19 protein-coding genes are annotated in these 18,522 nt (G+C 66.6%); 3 read left to right on the top strand and 16 right to left on the bottom strand.

Annotated elements, in window-relative coordinates; genetic code table 11:
- From VGG51_15405 to hisS, 11 genes are all read right to left on the bottom strand, one after another.
- On the bottom strand, positions 1–664 hold a 664-nt coding region (locus VGG51_15405; protein ID HEY1884415.1), incomplete at its 3' end, for a glycosyltransferase.
- On the bottom strand, positions 664–1,653 hold the full coding sequence (locus VGG51_15400) for a glycosyltransferase family 9 protein (protein HEY1884414.1): 990 nt from the start codon (positions 1,651–1,653) through the stop codon (positions 664–666). The genes VGG51_15400 and VGG51_15405, both read right to left, overlap by 1 nt.
- Entirely contained in the window at positions 1,650–2,543 is an 894-nt protein-coding gene (locus VGG51_15395) for a glycosyltransferase (protein HEY1884413.1), read from the bottom strand. The genes VGG51_15400 and VGG51_15395 overlap by 4 nt, the downstream gene beginning before the upstream one ends.
- Positions 2,543–3,535 carry a glycosyltransferase family 9 protein gene (locus tag VGG51_15390; GenBank protein ID HEY1884412.1) on the bottom strand — a complete coding sequence of 331 codons (993 nt, stop codon included), beginning with the start codon at positions 3,533–3,535 and terminating at the stop codon, positions 2,543–2,545. The genes VGG51_15395 and VGG51_15390 overlap by 1 nt, the downstream gene beginning before the upstream one ends.
- The gene (locus VGG51_15385) at positions 3,525–4,406 is read right to left on the bottom strand and encodes a glycosyltransferase family A protein (GenBank protein ID HEY1884411.1); all 882 of its coding nucleotides are present in this window, start codon (positions 4,404–4,406) and stop codon (positions 3,525–3,527) included. Before VGG51_15385 ends, VGG51_15390 begins: the two co-directional genes overlap by 11 nt.
- A 15-nt stretch (positions 4,407–4,421) precedes the next feature.
- Positions 4,422–5,639, bottom strand: coding sequence for a hypothetical protein (locus VGG51_15380; GenBank protein HEY1884410.1), 1,218 nt, complete (start codon positions 5,637–5,639; stop codon positions 4,422–4,424).
- Positions 5,617–6,123 (bottom strand): adenylyltransferase/cytidyltransferase family protein, encoded by a 507-nt coding sequence (locus VGG51_15375; protein ID HEY1884409.1) that lies wholly within the window; start codon positions 6,121–6,123, stop codon positions 5,617–5,619. The genes VGG51_15380 and VGG51_15375 overlap by 23 nt, the downstream gene beginning before the upstream one ends.
- Positions 6,120–7,100, bottom strand: coding sequence for a D-glycero-beta-D-manno-heptose-7-phosphate kinase (gene rfaE1 / locus VGG51_15370; GenBank protein HEY1884408.1), 981 nt, complete (start codon positions 7,098–7,100; stop codon positions 6,120–6,122). The genes VGG51_15375 and rfaE1 overlap by 4 nt, the downstream gene beginning before the upstream one ends.
- Positions 7,097–7,702 carry an SIS domain-containing protein gene (locus VGG51_15365; protein ID HEY1884407.1) on the bottom strand — a complete coding sequence of 202 codons (606 nt, stop codon included), beginning with the start codon at positions 7,700–7,702 and terminating at the stop codon, positions 7,097–7,099. Before VGG51_15365 ends, rfaE1 begins: the two co-directional genes overlap by 4 nt.
- The gene (locus VGG51_15360) at positions 7,699–8,142 is read right to left on the bottom strand and encodes a biotin/lipoyl-containing protein (protein ID HEY1884406.1); all 444 of its coding nucleotides are present in this window, start codon (positions 8,140–8,142) and stop codon (positions 7,699–7,701) included. The genes VGG51_15365 and VGG51_15360 overlap by 4 nt, the downstream gene beginning before the upstream one ends.
- Complete coding sequence (hisS, locus tag VGG51_15355; GenBank protein ID HEY1884405.1) at positions 8,142–9,416, bottom strand: histidine--tRNA ligase; 1,275 nt, start codon at positions 9,414–9,416, stop codon at positions 8,142–8,144. The genes VGG51_15360 and hisS overlap by 1 nt, the downstream gene beginning before the upstream one ends.
- A 67-nt stretch (positions 9,417–9,483) precedes the next feature.
- Between hisS and VGG51_15350 the strand changes: the two genes are divergently transcribed.
- The gene (locus VGG51_15350) at positions 9,484–10,170 is read left to right on the top strand and encodes a hypothetical protein (protein ID HEY1884404.1); all 687 of its coding nucleotides are present in this window, start codon (positions 9,484–9,486) and stop codon (positions 10,168–10,170) included.
- Positions 10,136–10,609 (top strand): hypothetical protein, encoded by a 474-nt coding sequence (locus tag VGG51_15345; GenBank protein HEY1884403.1) that lies wholly within the window; start codon positions 10,136–10,138, stop codon positions 10,607–10,609. Before VGG51_15350 ends, VGG51_15345 begins: the two co-directional genes overlap by 35 nt.
- Before the next feature lie 4 nt (positions 10,610–10,613).
- Here VGG51_15345 and VGG51_15340 read toward each other — a convergent pair whose 3' ends face one another.
- From VGG51_15340 to fabF, 5 genes are read right to left on the bottom strand one after another with little or no spacing between them, the layout of a single operon-like run.
- On the bottom strand, positions 10,614–11,015 hold the full coding sequence (locus tag VGG51_15340) for a VOC family protein (protein ID HEY1884402.1): 402 nt from the start codon (positions 11,013–11,015) through the stop codon (positions 10,614–10,616).
- A 54-nt stretch (positions 11,016–11,069) separates the two neighbouring features.
- Positions 11,070–12,656 (bottom strand): bifunctional phosphoribosylaminoimidazolecarboxamide formyltransferase/IMP cyclohydrolase, encoded by a 1,587-nt coding sequence (gene purH / locus VGG51_15335; protein ID HEY1884401.1) that lies wholly within the window; start codon positions 12,654–12,656, stop codon positions 11,070–11,072.
- Positions 12,649–16,212 (bottom strand): chromosome segregation protein SMC, encoded by a 3,564-nt coding sequence (gene smc / locus VGG51_15330; protein HEY1884400.1) that lies wholly within the window; start codon positions 16,210–16,212, stop codon positions 12,649–12,651. The genes purH and smc overlap by 8 nt, the downstream gene beginning before the upstream one ends.
- Positions 16,209–16,931, bottom strand: coding sequence for a ribonuclease III (gene rnc, locus VGG51_15325; protein HEY1884399.1), 723 nt, complete (start codon positions 16,929–16,931; stop codon positions 16,209–16,211). Before rnc ends, smc begins: the two co-directional genes overlap by 4 nt.
- Positions 16,932–16,962: 31 nt before the next feature.
- A complete protein-coding gene (gene fabF, locus VGG51_15320) occupies positions 16,963–18,222 on the bottom strand; it encodes a beta-ketoacyl-ACP synthase II (protein ID HEY1884398.1) in 1,260 nt (419 codons plus the stop codon).
- A gap of 160 nt (positions 18,223–18,382) precedes the next feature.
- Here fabF and rpmH point away from each other — a divergent pair, with 160 nt between their 5' ends.
- On the top strand, positions 18,383–18,517 hold the full coding sequence (gene rpmH, locus VGG51_15315; GenBank protein ID HEY1884397.1) for a 50S ribosomal protein L34: 135 nt from the start codon (positions 18,383–18,385) through the stop codon (positions 18,515–18,517).
- Positions 18,518–18,522: the final 5 nt, after the last annotated feature.

The following is an 18,522-nucleotide window of genomic DNA, read 5'->3' as shown; positions in this document are numbered from 1 at the left end:
GCATTTTCTCCTTCTGGTCGTCGTGCGACACATCTTGACAGTGATAGTTCACGGCGCGCGGCTCGTAACAGATCTCTATGCCGAGCCGCTGCAGTCGATAGCCGAGTTCGAGATCCTCGTGACCGTAGCCGGTGAAGCTTTCGTCGAAGCAGCCTGCCCGCAGCAGATCCGTACGCCGCACTGAGGCGTTGCCCGTGAGGAAATATAACCACGGCAGCCTCTTTCGCGAGGGCGGATGCAGATGCCCGCGCGCTTGCGGGTGGTCGCGCTTATACTCGTACTCTTCGTAGTCGCGCGCCTGCACCTCCAAGCCGACGACGGCGATGCCGGCTCGCTGCAGATGCCGGGAGAGATGCACCGAGAGCAGATCGGGCGATGCAAAGATATCGGCATCGTTGAATAGCACGATCTCGCCGCGCGCTCGATCGATGCCGGCGTTGCGCGCGGCCGCCCGGCCGGTGTACGCCCCCGGCAAATACCGTACATTGGGATGCAGGGCTCCGACGTCGCGCAGGAACTGCTCCGTGCCGTCGTTCGAGTTGGAATCGCAGACGAGCAGCTCGTACTGCTCGGCGGGAAGATCTTGCGCGAGCAGCGTCGGCAGGACGAGCGAGAGGGTGTTGAGGCGATTGTAGGTCGGGATGACGACCGAGATCTCGGGCACTACGATACTTTCGCGCGCAGCAGCGAGGCTACGCCGCCGGCGATCTCGCTGCGAAACCGGGCGAGCATCTCCGGATCGCGTGCCGGCGGCTTGCGGACCAGGACGTGCGGCACGCCGTATGGCGACCATTCCTGCGAGTTCAGGCGAAAGTAGCGATGTTCGAAGGCGACCAGCGTCGGCCGGCCGACCGCGCTCGCGACGTGCGTCGCGCCGGTATCGACCGTGACGACGACGCGCGCGCGCTGCAGCACCGCCGCCCACTGGTGGAACGGCAGCCGACGCAGACAACGGACGACGCTGTGCTTGGCATCGAAAAAGGGGGCCTGCTCTTCGCACTCTCGCGCGCAGGTGATCACGACCGGTGCAAGCTGGCCGAGTTCGTCCACCATCTCGAGCGTCGACTCGAGCGTGCTGCCGCCGGTGAACCAGCGCGGCGCGAGGTGCAGAACGATCGGGCCTTCCGGAAGCTCGCGCGCGATGCTGCGGTCCGCGTCGACCAAATCGAGCCGCAGCCGCGTGACGCGCTCGCGCGCACCGGCGAGCGCGACGAGGTCGAGCAGCTGCACGACCTCGTGCCGCACGATGCGGCGAGGGTCCCGATCGGAGAGCTCCGGATCGGCTTCGGAGACCATGATGCGATCGAGGTAGAGCCCCGCCGTTAGTCGCGCGATCCACCGCCGCTCGTAGGTGTACCCGACCCGCAAAGGTGCCTTCGTCGCTCCGACGAGCTGCAGATCGACGGCACGCGGGGCCAGCGCGACCGCGGCGTCGTAGCCGCGCAGGCTCGCGCCGAAGCCGCGCGGCGACGCTCCCTCGGGAATAACGATGAGCTCGTCGACGTCGTCGTTGCGCTCCATCACCACCCGATTATAGTTGCTCGTCACGATGGCGAGGTGCGCCTTAGGAAACGAGGCGCGCACGGTGGCGATCGCGGGCGTCGAGAGCACCAGATCTCCGATGCGGTCGGTGCGAGAGAGCAGGATCCTCACAGCGCTCGCTCCAGCTCTTCGTAGTAGATCTCGTTGGCCAACGCGCGCACCGCGAGCAGCTCGCCGCGCGTCAGCTCGCGGTCGCCCCGCAGAGCGGCGAGCCGGCGGCGGAGAGCGTCGGCCACTCGCAGGCCGCGCCGCAGCGAGGCCAAGCGCCGCGAGACCGGATTGATTCCCGTTGCGAGATACGTGCGCCAATGAGGATGGAGGCGCACGAGCGCGGCGGCAGTACGCGCTTTAGCGCGCGCCTGGGAGAGCATCGCGTCCACGCGGTCTACGCGCGGATGCGGCTTGAAATGATAGACGAGGGCGCGCGGGTTGAAGACGGCCCGCACGCCGGCGCCGCGCAGGCGCATCCCGACGTCGATATCCTCCCAGCCGTACTCCGCGAAGGATTCGTTGAATCCGCCGACCGTGCGAATCGTCGCCAGCGGCACCGAGACGTTGGTCGTCCAAAAGAAGTTGCCGCTATAGTTCGTGATGCTCCAGACCGGCGGCGGAAGGACGTCGAGATCCTCCACTTCGATCGCTCCGCCGCGCACGACCGCCGCTGGGTGAGCGACGTTGCTGCGCAGATGCTCCTGCACGAAATTCGGGAGCACGAGCACATCGTCGTCGATGAAGATGATGCGCTCGCCTACGGCTCGCCCAATGCCGGTGTTGCGAGCCGCAGCCAGCCCGCGATTGGGTTGGGCGATCGCGGTAAACCGGCAGTCGGCGCGCGCTCGAGCGCGCTCGATGACCACAGCCGTAGCGTCGGTCGACCCGTCGTCGACCAGCACGACCTCGTAAGACTCCTTCGGAACGGTTTGGTCGAAGCAGGCTTCGAGTACGCGCTCGAGCAGCGCGGCCCGGTTGTAGGTGCAGAGCTGAATCGTGGCGCGAATCATCAGAGCAGCGAGTCCGCCGCGGCGAGGATTCGAGTCTGATCGAGACGCTCGATGCAGGCGTAGTCTCGACAGCGCTCTTTGGTATCCCCTCGATGGCACCGATAGGTTGCGCGCACGATCGCCGTGCGATCGCCCAGGGGCGACCATCGCTCCGGGTAGTCCGACTGAAACGGAAAGATACCGACGGTCGGGCACCCGACCGCCGCTGCAACGTGCATCGAACCCGTCGTTATACCCACGAACGCGCGCGCCCGCCGCGCGAGCGCACCGAACGAGCCGAGGCTCGTGCATCCCGCGATCGAGGCAATCCCGTCGCCTCCGGCGACGCGGGCGACGGCTTCGGCCAGCGGCGCATCGGCACGAGAACCGCTCACGAGCACTTCGACGCCGTAACGTTCGCGCAACGCCGCCGCGAGCGTCGCCCACCCATCGACCGGCCAGCGGCGCCGCGCGGCGATCGCGTTGCACGGATTGAGCAGGATGAACTCACCGCGGCCGCCGGCGATCTTCGCCGCCTCGGCTTCGTCGTGCGGCGTCGGTAAGAATCGATAGCGGCGGTCGTCGGTATCGCAGCCGATCGCGCGCGCAAAATCGAGCAGCACGTCGGACCAGTGCGAGGTGACGTCGCCGCGTTCGCTGCGGACGACGACCCGCTTGGTGAAGCGGTACGAATAAAAGCGACGCGCCTGCCCGACGCGAACGGCAATGCCAGCCCGCCAAGGGACCGCCGCCGTCCTCGACGTCGCCCAGGTGACGATGCAGGCGGAGTATGCTTCGCGGCTCATGCGCTCGGCGAGCGCGCGCTCGTCGCCCTCGTCGACGAAGACCCGATCGACGTCGGGCACGCGTTCCAGCAACTCGGCGTGTCCCCGAAGCGTCAAGGCGTCAACCGACGAGAATCGCTGCCGCATCGCCCGCGCGACAATCGACGCGACCAGCGAATCGCCGATACCACCGCCCGCGCAGTAGAGCAGCGCGCGGTTAGCGTTCATGCTCCGCATCGAGCGCGCGAACGAGCTCGCGCGCGTACAGACCGTCCAAAAGCTGGCCGCGGCTGAGCGCTCGCAGCCACGCCGGGACGCGCGAGCTCTTCGAGATGCCCGCATAGTACGCGAGCAGCGCCTCCGGGAGCAAATAACGCGCGCGAAATAGGTTCAGCGGATGCGCGCCGGTGGCCAGGCGGGCGCGCCGGGAAGGATGCTTCGCAAGAAAGCGGCTCGCCATGCGCGCCTTCTCGAGCGCCTTTGCCGCCTCGACCTCGAGTGCACCGCGGACGTCGGGTTTGAGGTGCCAGAGATAGGCGCTCCAGGCAAAACGCCAGCGGCATCCCGACTCGCGCAGCCGCACGCCCAGTTCGGTGTCCTCCCAGCCGTATAAATCGAACGACTCGTCGAACCCGCCGGCGCGTTCGAATGCGTGTTTGGCCAGCGACGCGTTGCACGTGCAGAGAAAGGCGCGCGAATAGTTGGCGGGCGCCGGCTTTGGCCTAACGTCGACCGAAGCCACGTTGAGAATCGGTCCGTTGACGACGTACTCGTCGCCCGTCTGCGCGGCGGCATGCGCGGCGAGCCAGCCCGCGGGGACCCGAACGTCGTCGTCACAGAATGCGATGTAGCGGCCGAGCGCCGCTTCGACGCCGCGGTTGCGCGACTTACCGCGGTTGGGTTCGGGCTGCCAGAGATACCGCACGGGCCGGCTCGCGTTCGCGTACGCCTCGACCTCGGCGCGCGTGCCGTCGGTCGACCCGTTGTCGACGACGATGACTTCGAAGGGCGGTGCATCTGCCTGAGCCTGTAGCGACTCGAGCGCGCCGGCCAGAAAGTCGCGCCGGTCCTTCGTTGCGATGACGACGGAGAACTCCATCGCGTAATCTCGTCGCTATGCGGCCGCAAGGCGCAAGAGTGAATCGGCCATTCGGTCGGCTGCGCCCGCGTGATCGCGATAGAGCCCGGCGAGCGCCTCGCCGGCCGACGATATCCAAACCGGGTCGTCGTAGGAGTCGAGCGCCGTGCGCGCGATCCTTGCCGGCGTCACCGTCCCGTGCACCTCGCGAATCAGCGTTTTGCCCGCATCGATGTTCGGCTGGGTGTGATGGCGGAAGCGGTGTGATACTGCGACCGCGGCCGCACGCTTGAGCGGGACGCCGACAAGCGGAACGCGGTTGAGATAGGTGAGTGGTCCGTTGATCGTCACCAACTCGGGGGCATTCAACGGCGTGATCGTAATGGCGGGTTTACCAAGCACAGCGAGTTCGATGGTCTTCGTTCCGGGAATCGTGAGGACCAGCCGGGCGCGGCGCGCTGCGGCAAGCCCGTTGCGCAGGAGCGGAACGCGCACTTCGCGCCGGTCATCCTCCAAAAACTCCCGCTCGTCTTCCACGACGAGCCGGCCTCGGCGCCCGAACATCCGCGGATGGCCGCCGCCCTCGATCGCCGCTTTGACGTGCGCGCGCGAGGTGAAAGGCGATATGGCAAACGCGATCGGCAGGCCCGGACGATCGCGCAGCATTCGCAGCGCGACCGCGAAGAAAAACGGTATCAAATTCTCTACTTCGTAGGTGCGCGAGCCGGGCATGATGAGGATCCCGTCCTCCGGCGAGCCCTCCTCTCGCGCCTGCGCGGCTTCGAAGAGCGCGCCGTCGATCGCAAGGTTTCCAACGCGCTCGATCCGATCGCGCGGAATGCCCCAACCTTCGAGTTGTTCGACGTTGTGCGCGTCGACGGCGAAGGCCCGCTCGAAGAGCGTGCGATACGACCGCCGGGAGAACTTGTAGGTCGCGGCGTGACCGTGCAGGCGTGCGTGCACGCGCCTCGCGTGCAAGAGATCGCCGCCGATATACTGCACGATGTCGACGCTGGCCGGCAGATCCTCGAGCCGTCCGCCGAGCGCAAATCGCAGATACCGCTTCGGATCGTACACGTGAGCCGCAGGGAACCACTGCTGCAGCATCTCGGCCTCGAAGCCGCTCGCGTAGTCGTCGGGGACGAGAAAAACGAAAGCCTCCAAATCGGGCCGGCGGGCGTAGAGCGATCGCAGCAGAGGCCGCAGCCAGCCGGCCACCTCGCCGGGACCGTTAGCCGTGACGGCTATACGCATCGAGGATGCGGGCGATCGTCTCCGTCGTGCTCTTGCCCGAAGCGTGCGGCGCCAGTGCGATTCGGCCGCCGTGGCTCAGCACGACGCTTCGTTCCGGAAGCTCGTCCTCGCGGTACTGCTCGCTCTTGACGTGAACGTCGGGGCGAATCCGATCGAGAACGACCTCTGGCGTGAGATCGGCAAACCCGACGACGGCGTCGACGCTGCGCAGCGCGCACAACAGCGCCGCGCGATCGGCAAAGGGTACGATCGGGCGTGCGCGCCCCTTGAGCCGTCTGACCGAATCGTCCTCGTTGAGCCCGACGATCAAAGCATCGCCTTGCTCGCGCGCCCACGCGAGGTACGCAACGTGACCCGCGTGCAGCACGTCGAAACAGCCGTTCGTGAAGACGACGGTGCGTCCACGCGAACGCTTTTCGTCGCGCCACTCGACGGCGCCGTCGACGTCGAAAAGCCGAGCCGAAAATGGAGCGTGCTCGTTCACGCCGTCGCCGGTTCGACCAGCGCGACGATCTCCTCGGGCGAGGCCGTCGCCGTTCCGAGCTTCTCGACGACCACCCCGGCGGCGAAGTTTGCCAACTGCATCGCCTGCTCGATCGAAGCACCGGCGGCGAGCGCGAGCGCCAGCATCGCGATGACGGTATCGCCCGCGCCGCTGACGTCGTAGACGGTTCGCGCTACCGACGGAATCGTCAATCGCTCTCCGTTTCGCCCGAAGAGCGACATGCCGTGTTCGCCTTGCGTGATGACCGCGTAGCGGCAATCCAGCATCTCGATCAGCCGTAGGCCCGCTACTTCGAGGCTCGCTTCGTCGACGATCGTTATGCCGGTCATGGTCGACGCCTCGCCGGCATTGGGCGCGACGCAGGTCACCCCGCGCAGCAAGCCGACGTTGAGCGGCTTTGGATCGGCTAACACGAGCGGGCAGAGCGATGCGGCCTCGACGATCTCGCGCGAGAGCAGTCCCTTCGCGTAATCGCTGAGAATCACGCCGTCGCATTGCGCCGCACGCTCGCGCACGAAGGCGGCGACGCGCGAACGGTCCACGCCCTCCAGCGGCGCGGTCGACTCCCAATCTGCGCGCACAACCTGCTGATTGTGGGCGACGACGCGCGTCTTACGCGTCGTCGGGCGATCGTCCAGCGTGACGATCCCGCTGTCGTCCACTTGCTGTTCGCCCAACAAGCGTCGCACTTGTACGCCGAAGTCGTCGTCGCCGACGGTTCCCGCAAAGACGACGTTCGCCCGAAGTGCCCGCAGGTTATTTGCGACGTTGCCGGCGCCCCCGAGCGTAAACGAGTGGTCGACGACGGCGACGACGGGAACCGGCGCCTCCGGCGAGATGCGGGTCACCGTTCCCCAAATCCATTCGTCGATCATCAGATCGCCGATGACGAGAATGCGCCGTCCGTTCGCGCGCTCAAAGAGCGTCCGGGCGTCGGGCGCCATTATTGACGTCATCGCAGACCGTCTTCGAAAATCAGGCGCTGTTCGACAAGATCGCAGACGATATGCGCCATTACTTGATGAACCTCTTGAACGATCGCGGCATAGCCGTCCGGCCCCATGAGGACGTAATCGGCGTGATCCGCGACCTTGCCGCCGCCGTTACCGGTGAAGGCCACCGTTACGGCGCCGCGTTGTTTGGCCGCCTCGAGCGCGAGCACGATGTTGCGCGATCCGCCGCTGGTCGTCATCCCGATTACGACGTCACCGGGCGCGACGAACGCTTCGACCTGCCGCGAGAAGACGCGATCGTATCCGTAGTCGTTGCCAACGCAGGTGAGGGTTGAGGAGTTTACCGAGAGCGCCTCGCTGTGCAGCCCGGGCCGTTCGCGCAGATACCGGCCCGAAAGCTCGGCGGCCATGTGCTGGGCCTCGGCAGCGCTTCCTCCGTTGCCGCACCAGAGGATCTTCTTGCCCGCGCGCAGCGCGCCGACGAGGGCATCGACGATCGCTTCGACCTGCGGGCGATAACGCGCCTCGTCGAGCAGCCCGCTGCGGTCGGCGAGCAGCTCGTCGAAGCCGCGCTCCGCGTGATAGTCGGGAGCGGCTTTGCTCACGAGTGCGGCTCGATCCAGAAGAGATCCTCACCCTGCGAGACGAGCTCGCCGTTGCCCGGAACGATTCGCAGAATCGTGCCGGCGTAGTCGCTTTGAATTTCGTTAAAGAGCTTCATCGCTTCGAGGACGCAGACAACGTCGCCGATCTCGACGCGATCGCCGACCTCGACGTACGGCACCGCATCCGGCGACGAAGCGCGATAGAACACGCCGGTCAAGGGAGCGGCGACTTTAGTGACGTTGGCGGGTGCGGTTGGCGAGGTTTGCTCGGCCGAGGCCGGAGCCGGCGGCGCCCACGCCTCGGCCGCGTCCGCTCCGCGCCGGGAAAGCTCGTAAATCGCATCGCCGAGCTTGACCTTGATCGTATCGAGGTCGTGCTCGTGCATGAGCTCGAGCAGCTCTCGCAGCGTTTTTGTCTCCTCGGCATAGCGCTCGTCCATTACAGACCCGCTTCTACGAGAAGCTCCACAAGGACTCTTACCGTATGCAGCGGCACCGCGCGGTCGCTGCGCGACTCGAGGTCTCGCAAGATCGCCTCTCCCGCAGCGAGCTCCTCACTGCCCACGATCAACGCGTAGCGAGCTCGATTGCGGTCGGCGATCTTCAGCTGCGCCAAAAGCTTGCGTTCCAGATAATCCATATAGGTCGGCGAGTTCAAGGATCGGCGCAGCTCGACGACGACCGGCGCCAGCGTAGCGCGCGCCTGCGCGCCGAGCGCAATTGCCTGCAATCCTCGCCTCGGTCCCTCTGGCTGCGCGCCGCCGGCGCGCAGCGTCATTAAGAAGCGCTCCATTCCCAGCGCGAAGCCGACCGCGGGAACGGCAGGGCCGCCGAGCGACTCCACAAGGCCGTCATATCGGCCGCCGCCGCACAGACTGTTTTGCGATCCGAGGACACCTGAGGTGAACTCGAAGACGGTTCGGCAGTAGTAATCGAGACCGCGCACGATGCGCGGGTTGAGCACGTACGCAATGCCGGACAAATCGAGATACGACCTCAGCGCGTCGAAGTGCTCGCGGCACTGCGCGCAGAGAAAGGATTCGAACCGCGGGGCGCTCGCAATAAAGGGCGCGTCGGCCGGATCCTTGCTGTCGAGCAGCCGGAGCGGGTTGCGCTCGATGCGGCGCAGCGACTCGGGCGAGAGAACCGCGGCGTGCGGTCGAAAGTGCTCGACCAGCGCTTGACGATAACGCGGGCGGCACTGCTCGTCGCCGATGGAGTTGATGTTGAGCACCGCGTCCTCGATGCCGTGTCCCCGGATCAGCTCCCACGCGAGCGAAATCACTTCGAGATCTGCTTCCGGTCCTTCGAAGCCGAAGCACTCAACGCCGAATTGATGCGACTGGCGATAGCGCCCCTTCTGCGGGCGCTCGTAACGGAAGATCGGCCCGATGTAGTAAAGCCGCAGCGGTCCCTGCGCGAAGAGGTGGTGCTCGAGCGCCGCCCGGACGACCGGGGCCGTCCATTCCGGGCGCAGGGTGAGGCTGCGTTCGCCGCGGTCCTCGAACGTATACATCTCTTTTTCGACGATGTCGGTCTGTTCGCCGACGCCGCGGACGAAAAGGTCGGTCGACTCGAAGACCGCCGTGCGGATCTCGCCGTAGCCGAAGCGCGCCGCGAGCGCGTGAATACGCGCCTCGAGTTCGTTCCAACTCGTCGACTCTGGGGGATAGAAATCTTGCGTGCCGCGCGGAGCGCTGATCGATTCAGGCATATCCCGGCACCCCCCGTTCGCCGACACCGCGCACTAGCCATTGCGCGACGGCGCGTGATAGCCGTCCGTGCGCATCGCGCTCTACGGAGCGGCGCCGCTGGCGCTTGCGCTGCTCTTTTCACCCGACTTGCTGCGCGGTGCGCTGGCCTCGGCCGCGAGCACGCTCTTCGAGGCAACGCCCTTCGTGCTGGCTGCCGCAATCGTCGCACGTCTGCTGCGCCGTCCGGGCGCCGCGGCATTTCTAGGATGCGGCTGCGGCAGCGGCCCATCGGCCCGGTCGCTGCCCGCGGCGGTCGCAACCTGCATGATCTTCGGACCGATCGTCGCGGCGGCACGTCTTTCGGCCGCGATCGTGACCGCGAGGGCGCTGCGCCGGCGATTCCACGCTGCCTGCCCGCACGAGCCGGCGGATCTCGCCGGCGAGCTGGCCGAACTTCTTCCGGCGGCGCTGGCGGCCGGCGCCGCGATGCAATTCGGCGGCGCGCTCAACCCCGCGCGTCTCCCGCCGGTGCTCTGCATGCTGGCGGGCGGCCTGCTCGGATTTGCGGCTGCGCCCTGCGCGTTGGGCGCCGTCGCCATCGCCGGAGCGCTTCATGCCCGTTCGCCGCTGGCGGCGACGGCTTTCCTCTGCGTCGCGGGCATCGTCGATCTGCGCGCGTTATCGAGCCGGCGGGCACGTCACGCCGCGTCGCGATGCGCTGGCATACGCGCTGCTCGCCGTGGCGCTCGGCGCCGTCGCACTGCGCGGGGGTGATGCGCTGGTCCATCCTGCGTTGGCTCCGGTGCTCGGCTTTTCGGCGGCGATCGCGCTCGCCGGCGCAGCCAGACACCGCCGCGAGATCTCGCCGGCACAGCGCGCGGCCCCAATCTTGATGCTCGCCGGCCTCTTCACCGCGGCCCCGCCCCCTCCGTATTACGCGACCGAAACGACGCTCAGCGGCCTCTTCCCGGGAGAGCGCTTGACGTTTACCGGGACGCTGGTGCGGGACGGATCGCACATCGCAGTCGTCCGCTACGCGATTACCTGCTGCCGCGCCGACGCCTCGCCGGTCGTCGTCCGCCTCGATCGAGCGCCGCCGTACGAAGCCGGCACGTGGCTTCGTGTCGACGGCCGTATCGACGGCGATCTCCGGCTCAAGGCCGCCCGGACGCAGCGAATAGCGCCTCCGATCGACCCGTTCGTCTATCGTTAGACGGCTATGCGGGGCGCGGAGTCTTCCTCGGCTCGAGCAGTTCGACCGGGATTCCGTTGGGATCCTCGATGAAGGCGATCGCACGCATGCCGCTCGGCGATTTATAAACATCTTTGAGAATCTTGACGCCGTTGGTCTTCAGCGCGTCGACGTACTGCTGCAAGTCGCCGTCGACCTCGATCGCGAGATGCTCGTACCGGTTGCCCAATGCGTACTCGGGATGATCTTCGAGATCGTACACGAGCTCGACGTACGCATCCCAGCCGCTTCCGACGAACGCCATATCCGCGTTCCCCAGATAGTGAAATGGTCCGTCGAGCAGCCGCAGGCCGAGCTTCTCGGTATAGAACTCGATCGATTCCTTCATGTCGTTGACGAAGATCGAAGTATGGAGAAAGCGAGGCATAGCGGTCGGCTTAGCCTCCGGCGCCGAAGTGCCTGCCGCCTCATAGACCGGCGCCTAATGCAAAAAGTAACGGTAGCTGGAGAAGACGAGGGCAACGTCGAGTGAGTCGGCGGCGGCGATGACTTCCGCGTCGCGAACGGAGCCGCGCGGCGCGATGATCGCCGTGCAGCCGCCCTCGACCGCAGCCTCCAACCCGTCGGGAAAAGGAAAGAAGCCGTCACTTGCACAGGCCGCACCGCGAGCGTGCTTGCCGGCACGCCGCGCGGCGATTTTGACCGCGCTTACGCGATTGGTCTGCCCCGCGCAAATTCCGCGGGTCGTGCCGCCCCCGACGATGACGATGCCGTTGCTCTTGACGTGACGCACGACGTCCCAGGCAAAGGCCAGGTCGTGCCACTGCTGCGCGCTGGGGTGGCGCCGGCTCACGACGTGCCATTCCTCGACGGGCGCCGACGGATCGTCGTTCTCCGCCAAGACGCCGCCGAGCGCGCTGCGCAGACGAAGTTCGTGCGCAAGTTCGTCGGGAACCGATCCGGCGAACTGCATGATCCGCAGGTTGCGCTTCTTTTTAAGCAGGTCGAGCGCTTCGGGCGCGAAGGCCGGCGCGGCGACGATTTCGAGAAAGTAGCCGCTCAGCGTCAGGGCGGCTTCCACGTCGATCGGTGCGTCGGCAGCGACGATTCCGCCGTATGCCGAGACGGGGTCGGCTTCGAGCGCCTCACGCACTGCAAGGGCGACGCCCGACCGTTGTGCGACGCCGCACGGGATCGTGTGCTTCACGACCGCCGCGCGAACGAAGCGCGCCCGATCGCTGCCGAACTCGGCGCCCAGCGGCGCGCGCGAAAGCAGACGCAGCGTCGCGTCGAGATCGAGCAAATTATTGTATGACAGCGCTTTGCCGTGCAGCTGCGCGGGAAGCCGCTGTGGCCGGTCGAGATAGAACGCCGCGCGCTCTTGCGGATTGGTTCCGTAGCGAAGCCGTTTAGCAAGGGGGAGCGTCAGCGCGAGCGCTCCGGGCAGTTCGCTCGGCAGAACCTCGCCCGCGGCGGCGAGATAATGCGAGATTGCGACGTCGTACTCGGCGGTACGTTCGAAGGCCGCGATCGCCAGGCGGCGGCGTAAGGCGACCGGCACTTCCCCCGTTTCGATCGCTCGGGCGTACTCGGAGTACTGCGAGGGGTGCGTCAGTACGGCGACGTGTTCGAAGTTTTTCGCGGCCGCCCGCATCAGCGCGACGCCGCCGACATCGATCTGTTCGATCGCTTCGCGTGGCGACGCGCCCGGTCGCGCGACGGTTGCTTCGAACGGATACAGGTTGACGACGACCGCGGCGATCTCGGGAATCGCGTACTTTTCCGCTTGCGACCGGTGCTCTTCGTCGGCACGATCGTAAAGGATCGCTCCGAAGATCTTCGGGTGGAGGCTCTTTACGCGTCCGCCGAAGAGCGCCGGAAAACCGGTTACGTCTTCGACCGCACGTGCTGCCACGCCGGACTCTGCGAGATAGGCTGCGGTACCGCCGGTGGCATAGATCTCGAAGCCGTGGCGCTCGAGCGCCTGCGCCAGTTCCGCGGCCCCGGTTCGATCTGAAAGCGAGAAGAGCGCCGCCGTGCGCCGCGCGCCCGGCACGGCGTCACGCAACCGACATTTCCGTCTCGGCCGCGAGCTCGGCCGAAACGATCGCGCTCACGCCGGCTTCCTTCGTCGTCACTCCATACATGCGATCCGCTGTCTCCATCGTCTTCTTGTTGTGGGTGACGATCACCATCTGCGACGCGGCCGCAAACTCGCGCACCAGTTGCGAGAACCGCTCGATGTTTGCGTCGTCGAGCGCGGCGTCGACTTCGTCGAGCAAATAGAACGGAGCCGGTTTGGTTTCGATGAGCGCAAAGATCAGCGCGGCCGCGGTCATCGCGCGTTCGCCGCCCGAGAGAGCCGCCAGCGGCATCTGTTTTTTCCCCGGAGGCTGAACCGCGATCTCGATACCCGTCTCGTTGAGGTTGTCCGGTTCGGTCTGCCACATCTTCGCATAACCGCCGACGAAGAGCCGCTCGTACATTCGAGAAAACGCCGCGGCGACGCGCTCGAACGTCTGGTTGAATTGCACTTGGCTCTCGCGCTCGATTTCGGCGATCGATTCGAGGAGCGTCGCCCTGGCCTTGGCCAAATCTTCGAGCTGCGTACGCAGGAACTGTTCGCGCTGCGCGACTTCATCGCGCTCCAACTCGGCATTCAGATTGACGTTGGCTTCGATGCGTGCGAGATCGTCGCGCAGCTTCGGAAGCTCGTCGACGACCGCGTCGTCCTCGTCGCGATAGCGTGCTTCGACGTCGGCGCACTCCCGCGTAGTCGCCGGATGCTGCGCGAACTGTGAGACGAGCATGCCCAGCTCCGCCTCGATCTGCGCGAGCCTCGTGCGGTGACGCTCGCCGCCCGCGACGGCTTCGCGCTCTTCCAGTTCGGCCACGCGCAGGTCCGATTCGACGCGAGCCTGTTCGGTAACGAGCTCCTCGCGCTTACCGCGCGCGGCCTCGAGCTCTCCGTCGAGTGAAGCGATTCCGCGCCACAGCCCGTCGACGCGAGCGTGTGCGGTGCGCGTCTCCTCCATCAGCGCCGCGATCTCCGCGAGCATCTGTTCGCGCGCCATCGTCGATCGCACGCTATCCGCGTCGAGCATCCCCAGGCGGGCCTTCGCTGCGTCGCGTTCCGCCGTCAGCGCCGCGCTTCGTTCGCGCAGATGAGCGGCGCGATCGCTCGCCCCGGTCTGCGCCTCTTGCGCGGCGGCAATCTCTGCCCGTACGCGCTCGAGCGCGTTCTCCAGCCGCGTGCGTTCGCTCTCACTGCGCTCCGCCTCCGGCTCGCGGCGCTCGAATCCGAGCTCCAGCTCGCGCGTTCGCGCGACCTGTTCGCGCAGCGCGGCCGCGCCGGCGCGGGCCGTCTCGAGCTCCGCCTTCGTCCGCGCGACGTCGCCCGTCAGTGCCTCGACCTGCGCCCGCGAACCAACGAGCTGCGCCTCTGCCTGCGCTTGCCGCTCGCGCGCCGCGTCGCGTTGCGCGATCGCCGCTTCCGCGTGCAGATGCGCCGCGCGCAGCGCGGTTTCGCTCTCTTCGAGCTTGACGCGCATGCCGACGAGCGACTCGCGAAGACTCGCTGCCAAGAGTCGCCGCGAGAGGATCGAGCGCTCGCGCACGAAGCGGCCGCCGGTGATCGCGCCGCCGCCGGTGATCTGCTCGCCGCCCAGCGTGACGATCGTGTCGCGTACGCCTCGTCCGCGGACCAGCTCGATTCCCGTCTCGAGGCGATCGACGATCAGCACGTTGCCGACGAGAAAATTGACGATTCCCGCGTAGCGAGGCGCGGTTTGCAGCAGCGTGTGCGCGTAGCCGAGCATGCCGGGGATTCCTTCGAGCTTCGCGTCGAGCGTTCGTCCGGTGCGATCGGCAAGCGTATCGAGCGGCAGAAAGGTCGCGCGGCCGGCCTCTTTTCGATTGAGGAACTCGACGCACCGCTCGGCATCCTCGGAGGTCGTCGTTACGACGTTCGAGAGGCGCGCCCCGAATGCGACGTCCATGGCGCGCGCAAAGCGTTCGCTGGTCGTTATGAGGTTCGAGACGATCTCTTCGATGCCGTGCAGCTCGCCGCGCTGCCAGGCTTCGACGACGGCGCGCGTGCCCGGCACGTGCCCCTCGAGTGAATTCTCCAGCTCCTCGATCGTGTGCAGGCGAGACTGTGCCGCGGCAACCTCGCCCGACCGGTCCCGCTGCACCGAGAGCGCGGCTGCGACCTCGGTTTGCGCGGTCGAGACCCGCTGCTCCGCATTTTCGGCCCGCCCGCGCGCTTCGAGCAGCTCCGCCTCCAGCGCGGCGACGGCGCGCTTGCGCTCCTCGTAACGATGGGCGGCTGCGCCGGCGGCGATCTCGGTCTGCTCGGTGCGATCGCGTGCGGCCCGCTCTTCGCGCTCGAGGCGCTCGCCTTCGCTGCGGGCGCTCTCGGCCTGAACGCGCCGCTCCGCTTTGCGCGTGGCGATTTCCGCGGCGCGTGCCTCGACCTCTCGCAGCTCGGTGAAAACGCTCTCCAGCTGCGCGCGTGCCCGAGCCAGGGCGGCCGACGCCGCCAGCTCGCCGTCGCGCGCCTCTTCGAGCTCGGCCCCCAGCGGTACCAGCAGTTCTTCGAGGCGCGTGGTCGCGGCAACGAGCGAAGTCCGTTCTTGTTCTACGCGTTGCACGTCTTGCGACGTCTGCGTCGATTGCCGTTCGAGCGCTTCGCGCCGCGCGAGCGCGGCCGCGTACTCGGCTTCCAGGCGGGCGACCCCGGCGCGTTCGTTCTGAACCTTCGAACGCAGCTCCTCGAGCTGCAGTTCGCAACGGTACGCTTGGGTTCGCAGCGCGGCGGCCTCGGCGCCGCGCGCCGCCGCTCTTGCCGCAGCCCCCGCACGCTGCTCCTCCTGCTTCTCGAGCTCGATGCGCAGCTGCGCGCGCTCCGCGCGGCGCGAAGCGCCCGCGCGCAAGTATCCTAAAATCTCCAGATCGCGCACGCGCGTGCTGATACGCCGATAACGCTTTGCGCGGCGCAGCTGCGTGTCCAGCTCGGGAATCCGCCGTTCGAGCTCGGCGATCAGGTCGCTGATGCGAATCGCGTTCTGCTCCGTGCGTTCGAGGCGGCGCATCGACTCATGCTTGCGCGCCAAGAACTTACCGATGCCCGCGGTCTCTTCGAAGAGCGCGCGACGCTCGGCGGGCTTGCTGACGAGAATCGCGTCGATCTGACCTTGAGAGACGATCGCGTAGGAACCCGGCCCGAGACCCGTACCCATGACCAGCTCGATGACGTCGCGTAGGCGAACCTGCGCGCGATTGATGAAGTATTCGCTCTCTCCGACGCGGTAGGCGCGCCGGGTGATCTCCACCTCGCTGAAGTCGATCGGCAGCGCGCGATCGGCGTTGTCGAACAGAATCGAGACTTCGGCGAGGCCCAACGGCTTGCGAGCCTCGTTGCCGGCAAAGATCACGTCCTCCAAACGTCCCGAGCGCAGGCTCTTCGTCGACGTCTCGCCCAGCACCCAACGGAACGCGTCTACGAGATTGGACTTCCCCGAACCGTTCGGGCCGACGATTGCCGTGACGCCGTCCCCGAACTCGAGCGTCGTCGGCTCGGCGAACGTCTTGAATCCGAAGGCTCGGACTTTTCTGAGCTTCACGTGCTTGCCGCGACGCCCTGTTGGTCGCCGATCGTCAGTGTGAGCAGCGCCGCCTTCGCAGCCTCCTGCTGCGCGGCTTTTTTCGACGGCCCCCGACCTTTGCCCAAGACTTTTCCGTTCACCGTTACCTTCGAGTTGAAAGCCGGACACTGCGGAGTGCCGCGGCTGGTCTCGCGATAGATGGGCGTTCCGGCGAGATGCTCCTGTGCGTAGTGCTGCAGACGCGTCTTGGAATCGAGAAGCGCGTCGGGCGAGTGATCCAGCGCTTCGATGTGCGACGCGACGACGAAAGCGCGCGCCTTTTCCAAACCGAAGCGCAGAAAGAGCGCTCCCACAAAGGCTTCGAACGCGTCGGCCAGTACCGAGGTGTTCTCGCTCCCGCCGGCCGCGCGCATCCCCGCTCCGAGCAGCGCGAGATCGGAGAATCCGAGCCGCCTGGCGGTGCGCGCGAGCTGGGCATCGTTGACGATCGCCGCTTTGCGCAGGGTCAAGAGACCTTCAGGCTCCTCCGGAAAGCGCTCGAAGAGCCAACCGGCGGCGATGCATCCGAGAACCGAATCGCCGAGAAACTCCATCCGGTCGTTCGAGCTGCCGCCGCGCTCTTTCGCGTGGCTCTGGTGCACGAACGCGCCCTCAAAGAGGCTCAGGTCGCGCAGTTGGCGCACACCGGCGACTCGCAGCAGCGCGCGTAACCTTCGCCGGTACGCCTCACCACTCACGTGGGCTCCTCATCGAACGCACGGCGCGGCCTTAGCCGGGGCGAACCTTACCGAAGACGATCACGCTGTTGTGACCGCCGAATCCGAACGAGTTCGAGAGCGCGACGCGAATTGGCGCGCTGCGCGCGACGTTGGGGACGTAGTCGAGCGTGCAGTCGGGATCCGGAAACTCGTAATTGATCGTCGGCGGCATGAGGTCGTTGTAGACGGCGAGGGCCGTCGCGACCCCCTCGATCCCTCCGGCGGCGCCGAGCGCGTGGCCATGCATCGACTTGGTCGAACTTACGCCGATGCGGGTAGCGTGCTCGCCAAACGTCCGCTCGATCGCCTTCGACTCCGCGGGATCGCCCATCGGCGTCGAGGTGCCGTGAGCGTTGATGTAATCGACGTCCTCCGGGCCGACGTTCGCGCCGGCAAAAGCTCGCGTGAGCGCAAGTCGGACGCCGTTGCCCTCAGGATCGGGCGCGACCAAGTCGTAGGCGTCGGCGGACTGACCGTAGCCGAGCACCTCGCAGTAGATGGAGGCGCCGCGTGCACGCGCGTGTTCGTACTCCTCGAGCACGAGAATGCCCGCCCCCTCGCCCAGCACGAATCCGTCTCGCTCACGATCGAAGGGGCGGCTGGCTTTAGCCGGATCATCGTTGCGCGTCGACATCGCGCGCATCGAGCAGAAGCCGCCGATGGCCAGCGGCGAGACCGTCGCCTCGCTGCCGCCGGTGATCATCGCGATGGCATCGCCGTAGACGATGGCGTTGTACGCGGTGACGATCGCGTCGTTACCGCTCGCGCAGGCGCTCGCGGCGGCAAAGAACGGCCCTTGGTATCCGTAGGCCATCGAGATGTGCGCCGGCGCCGCATTAGCCATGAGCATCGGAATGAAGAAGGGCGTGACCTTCGACCACGTTCCGTTCTCGTTGGCTTTTTCGGAGTTGAGCCAAAAGGTGATGATCCCCCCGATGCCGGTTCCGATCACGCCGCCGACACGCGCTTTGAACTCCGGGTCGTCGGGAAGCTTCGCATCGGCGATCGCCTCGCGCGCCGCCACGAAGGCGAACTGCGTAAAACGATCCATTCGCCGCGCCTCTTTACGCCCGATCAGCTGTTCGGGGTACCAGTCCTTTACCTCGCCGGCGAAGCGCGTTATGAAGTCGCTCGCGTCAAACGCCGTGATCGGCGCGATTCCGGATTCTCCCGAAATCAGGCGCCTCCAGAAGTCTTCGCGGGTGTTGCCGACGGGGGTCACCGCCCCGAGCCCCGTCACGACGACTCGTCGACGGGCAGGCGGCTGCATACTAGAGGGGCTCAAAACTTCAGCAAGTTACGGCAGCGTCGGGGAGTGGTCCCCCTCACTGCGGTGCCGCCGCGCTTGCGCTGACTCGGCGCGGCGGATATAATCAGGGGCTGTCTGCCACAAAGGGTGTGGGGCATTACTCGATCACCGAAGGGACGTTATGAAGCGGACGTATCAGCCGCACAATCGCCGGCGTAAGCGCGTGCACGGATTCCTGGAACGCATGAGCACCAAGGCGGGCCGCAGAGTGCTCGCACGCCGCCGGAAGAAGGGACGCCATCGCCTCACCGTCTGATGCAG

Source organism: Candidatus Cybelea sp., assembly GCA_036489315.1.
GTDB lineage: Bacteria > Vulcanimicrobiota > Vulcanimicrobiia > Vulcanimicrobiales > Vulcanimicrobiaceae > Cybelea.
Note: the sequence above shows the minus strand (reverse complement) of the source record. Positions and strands in the feature narration are given on the sequence as shown.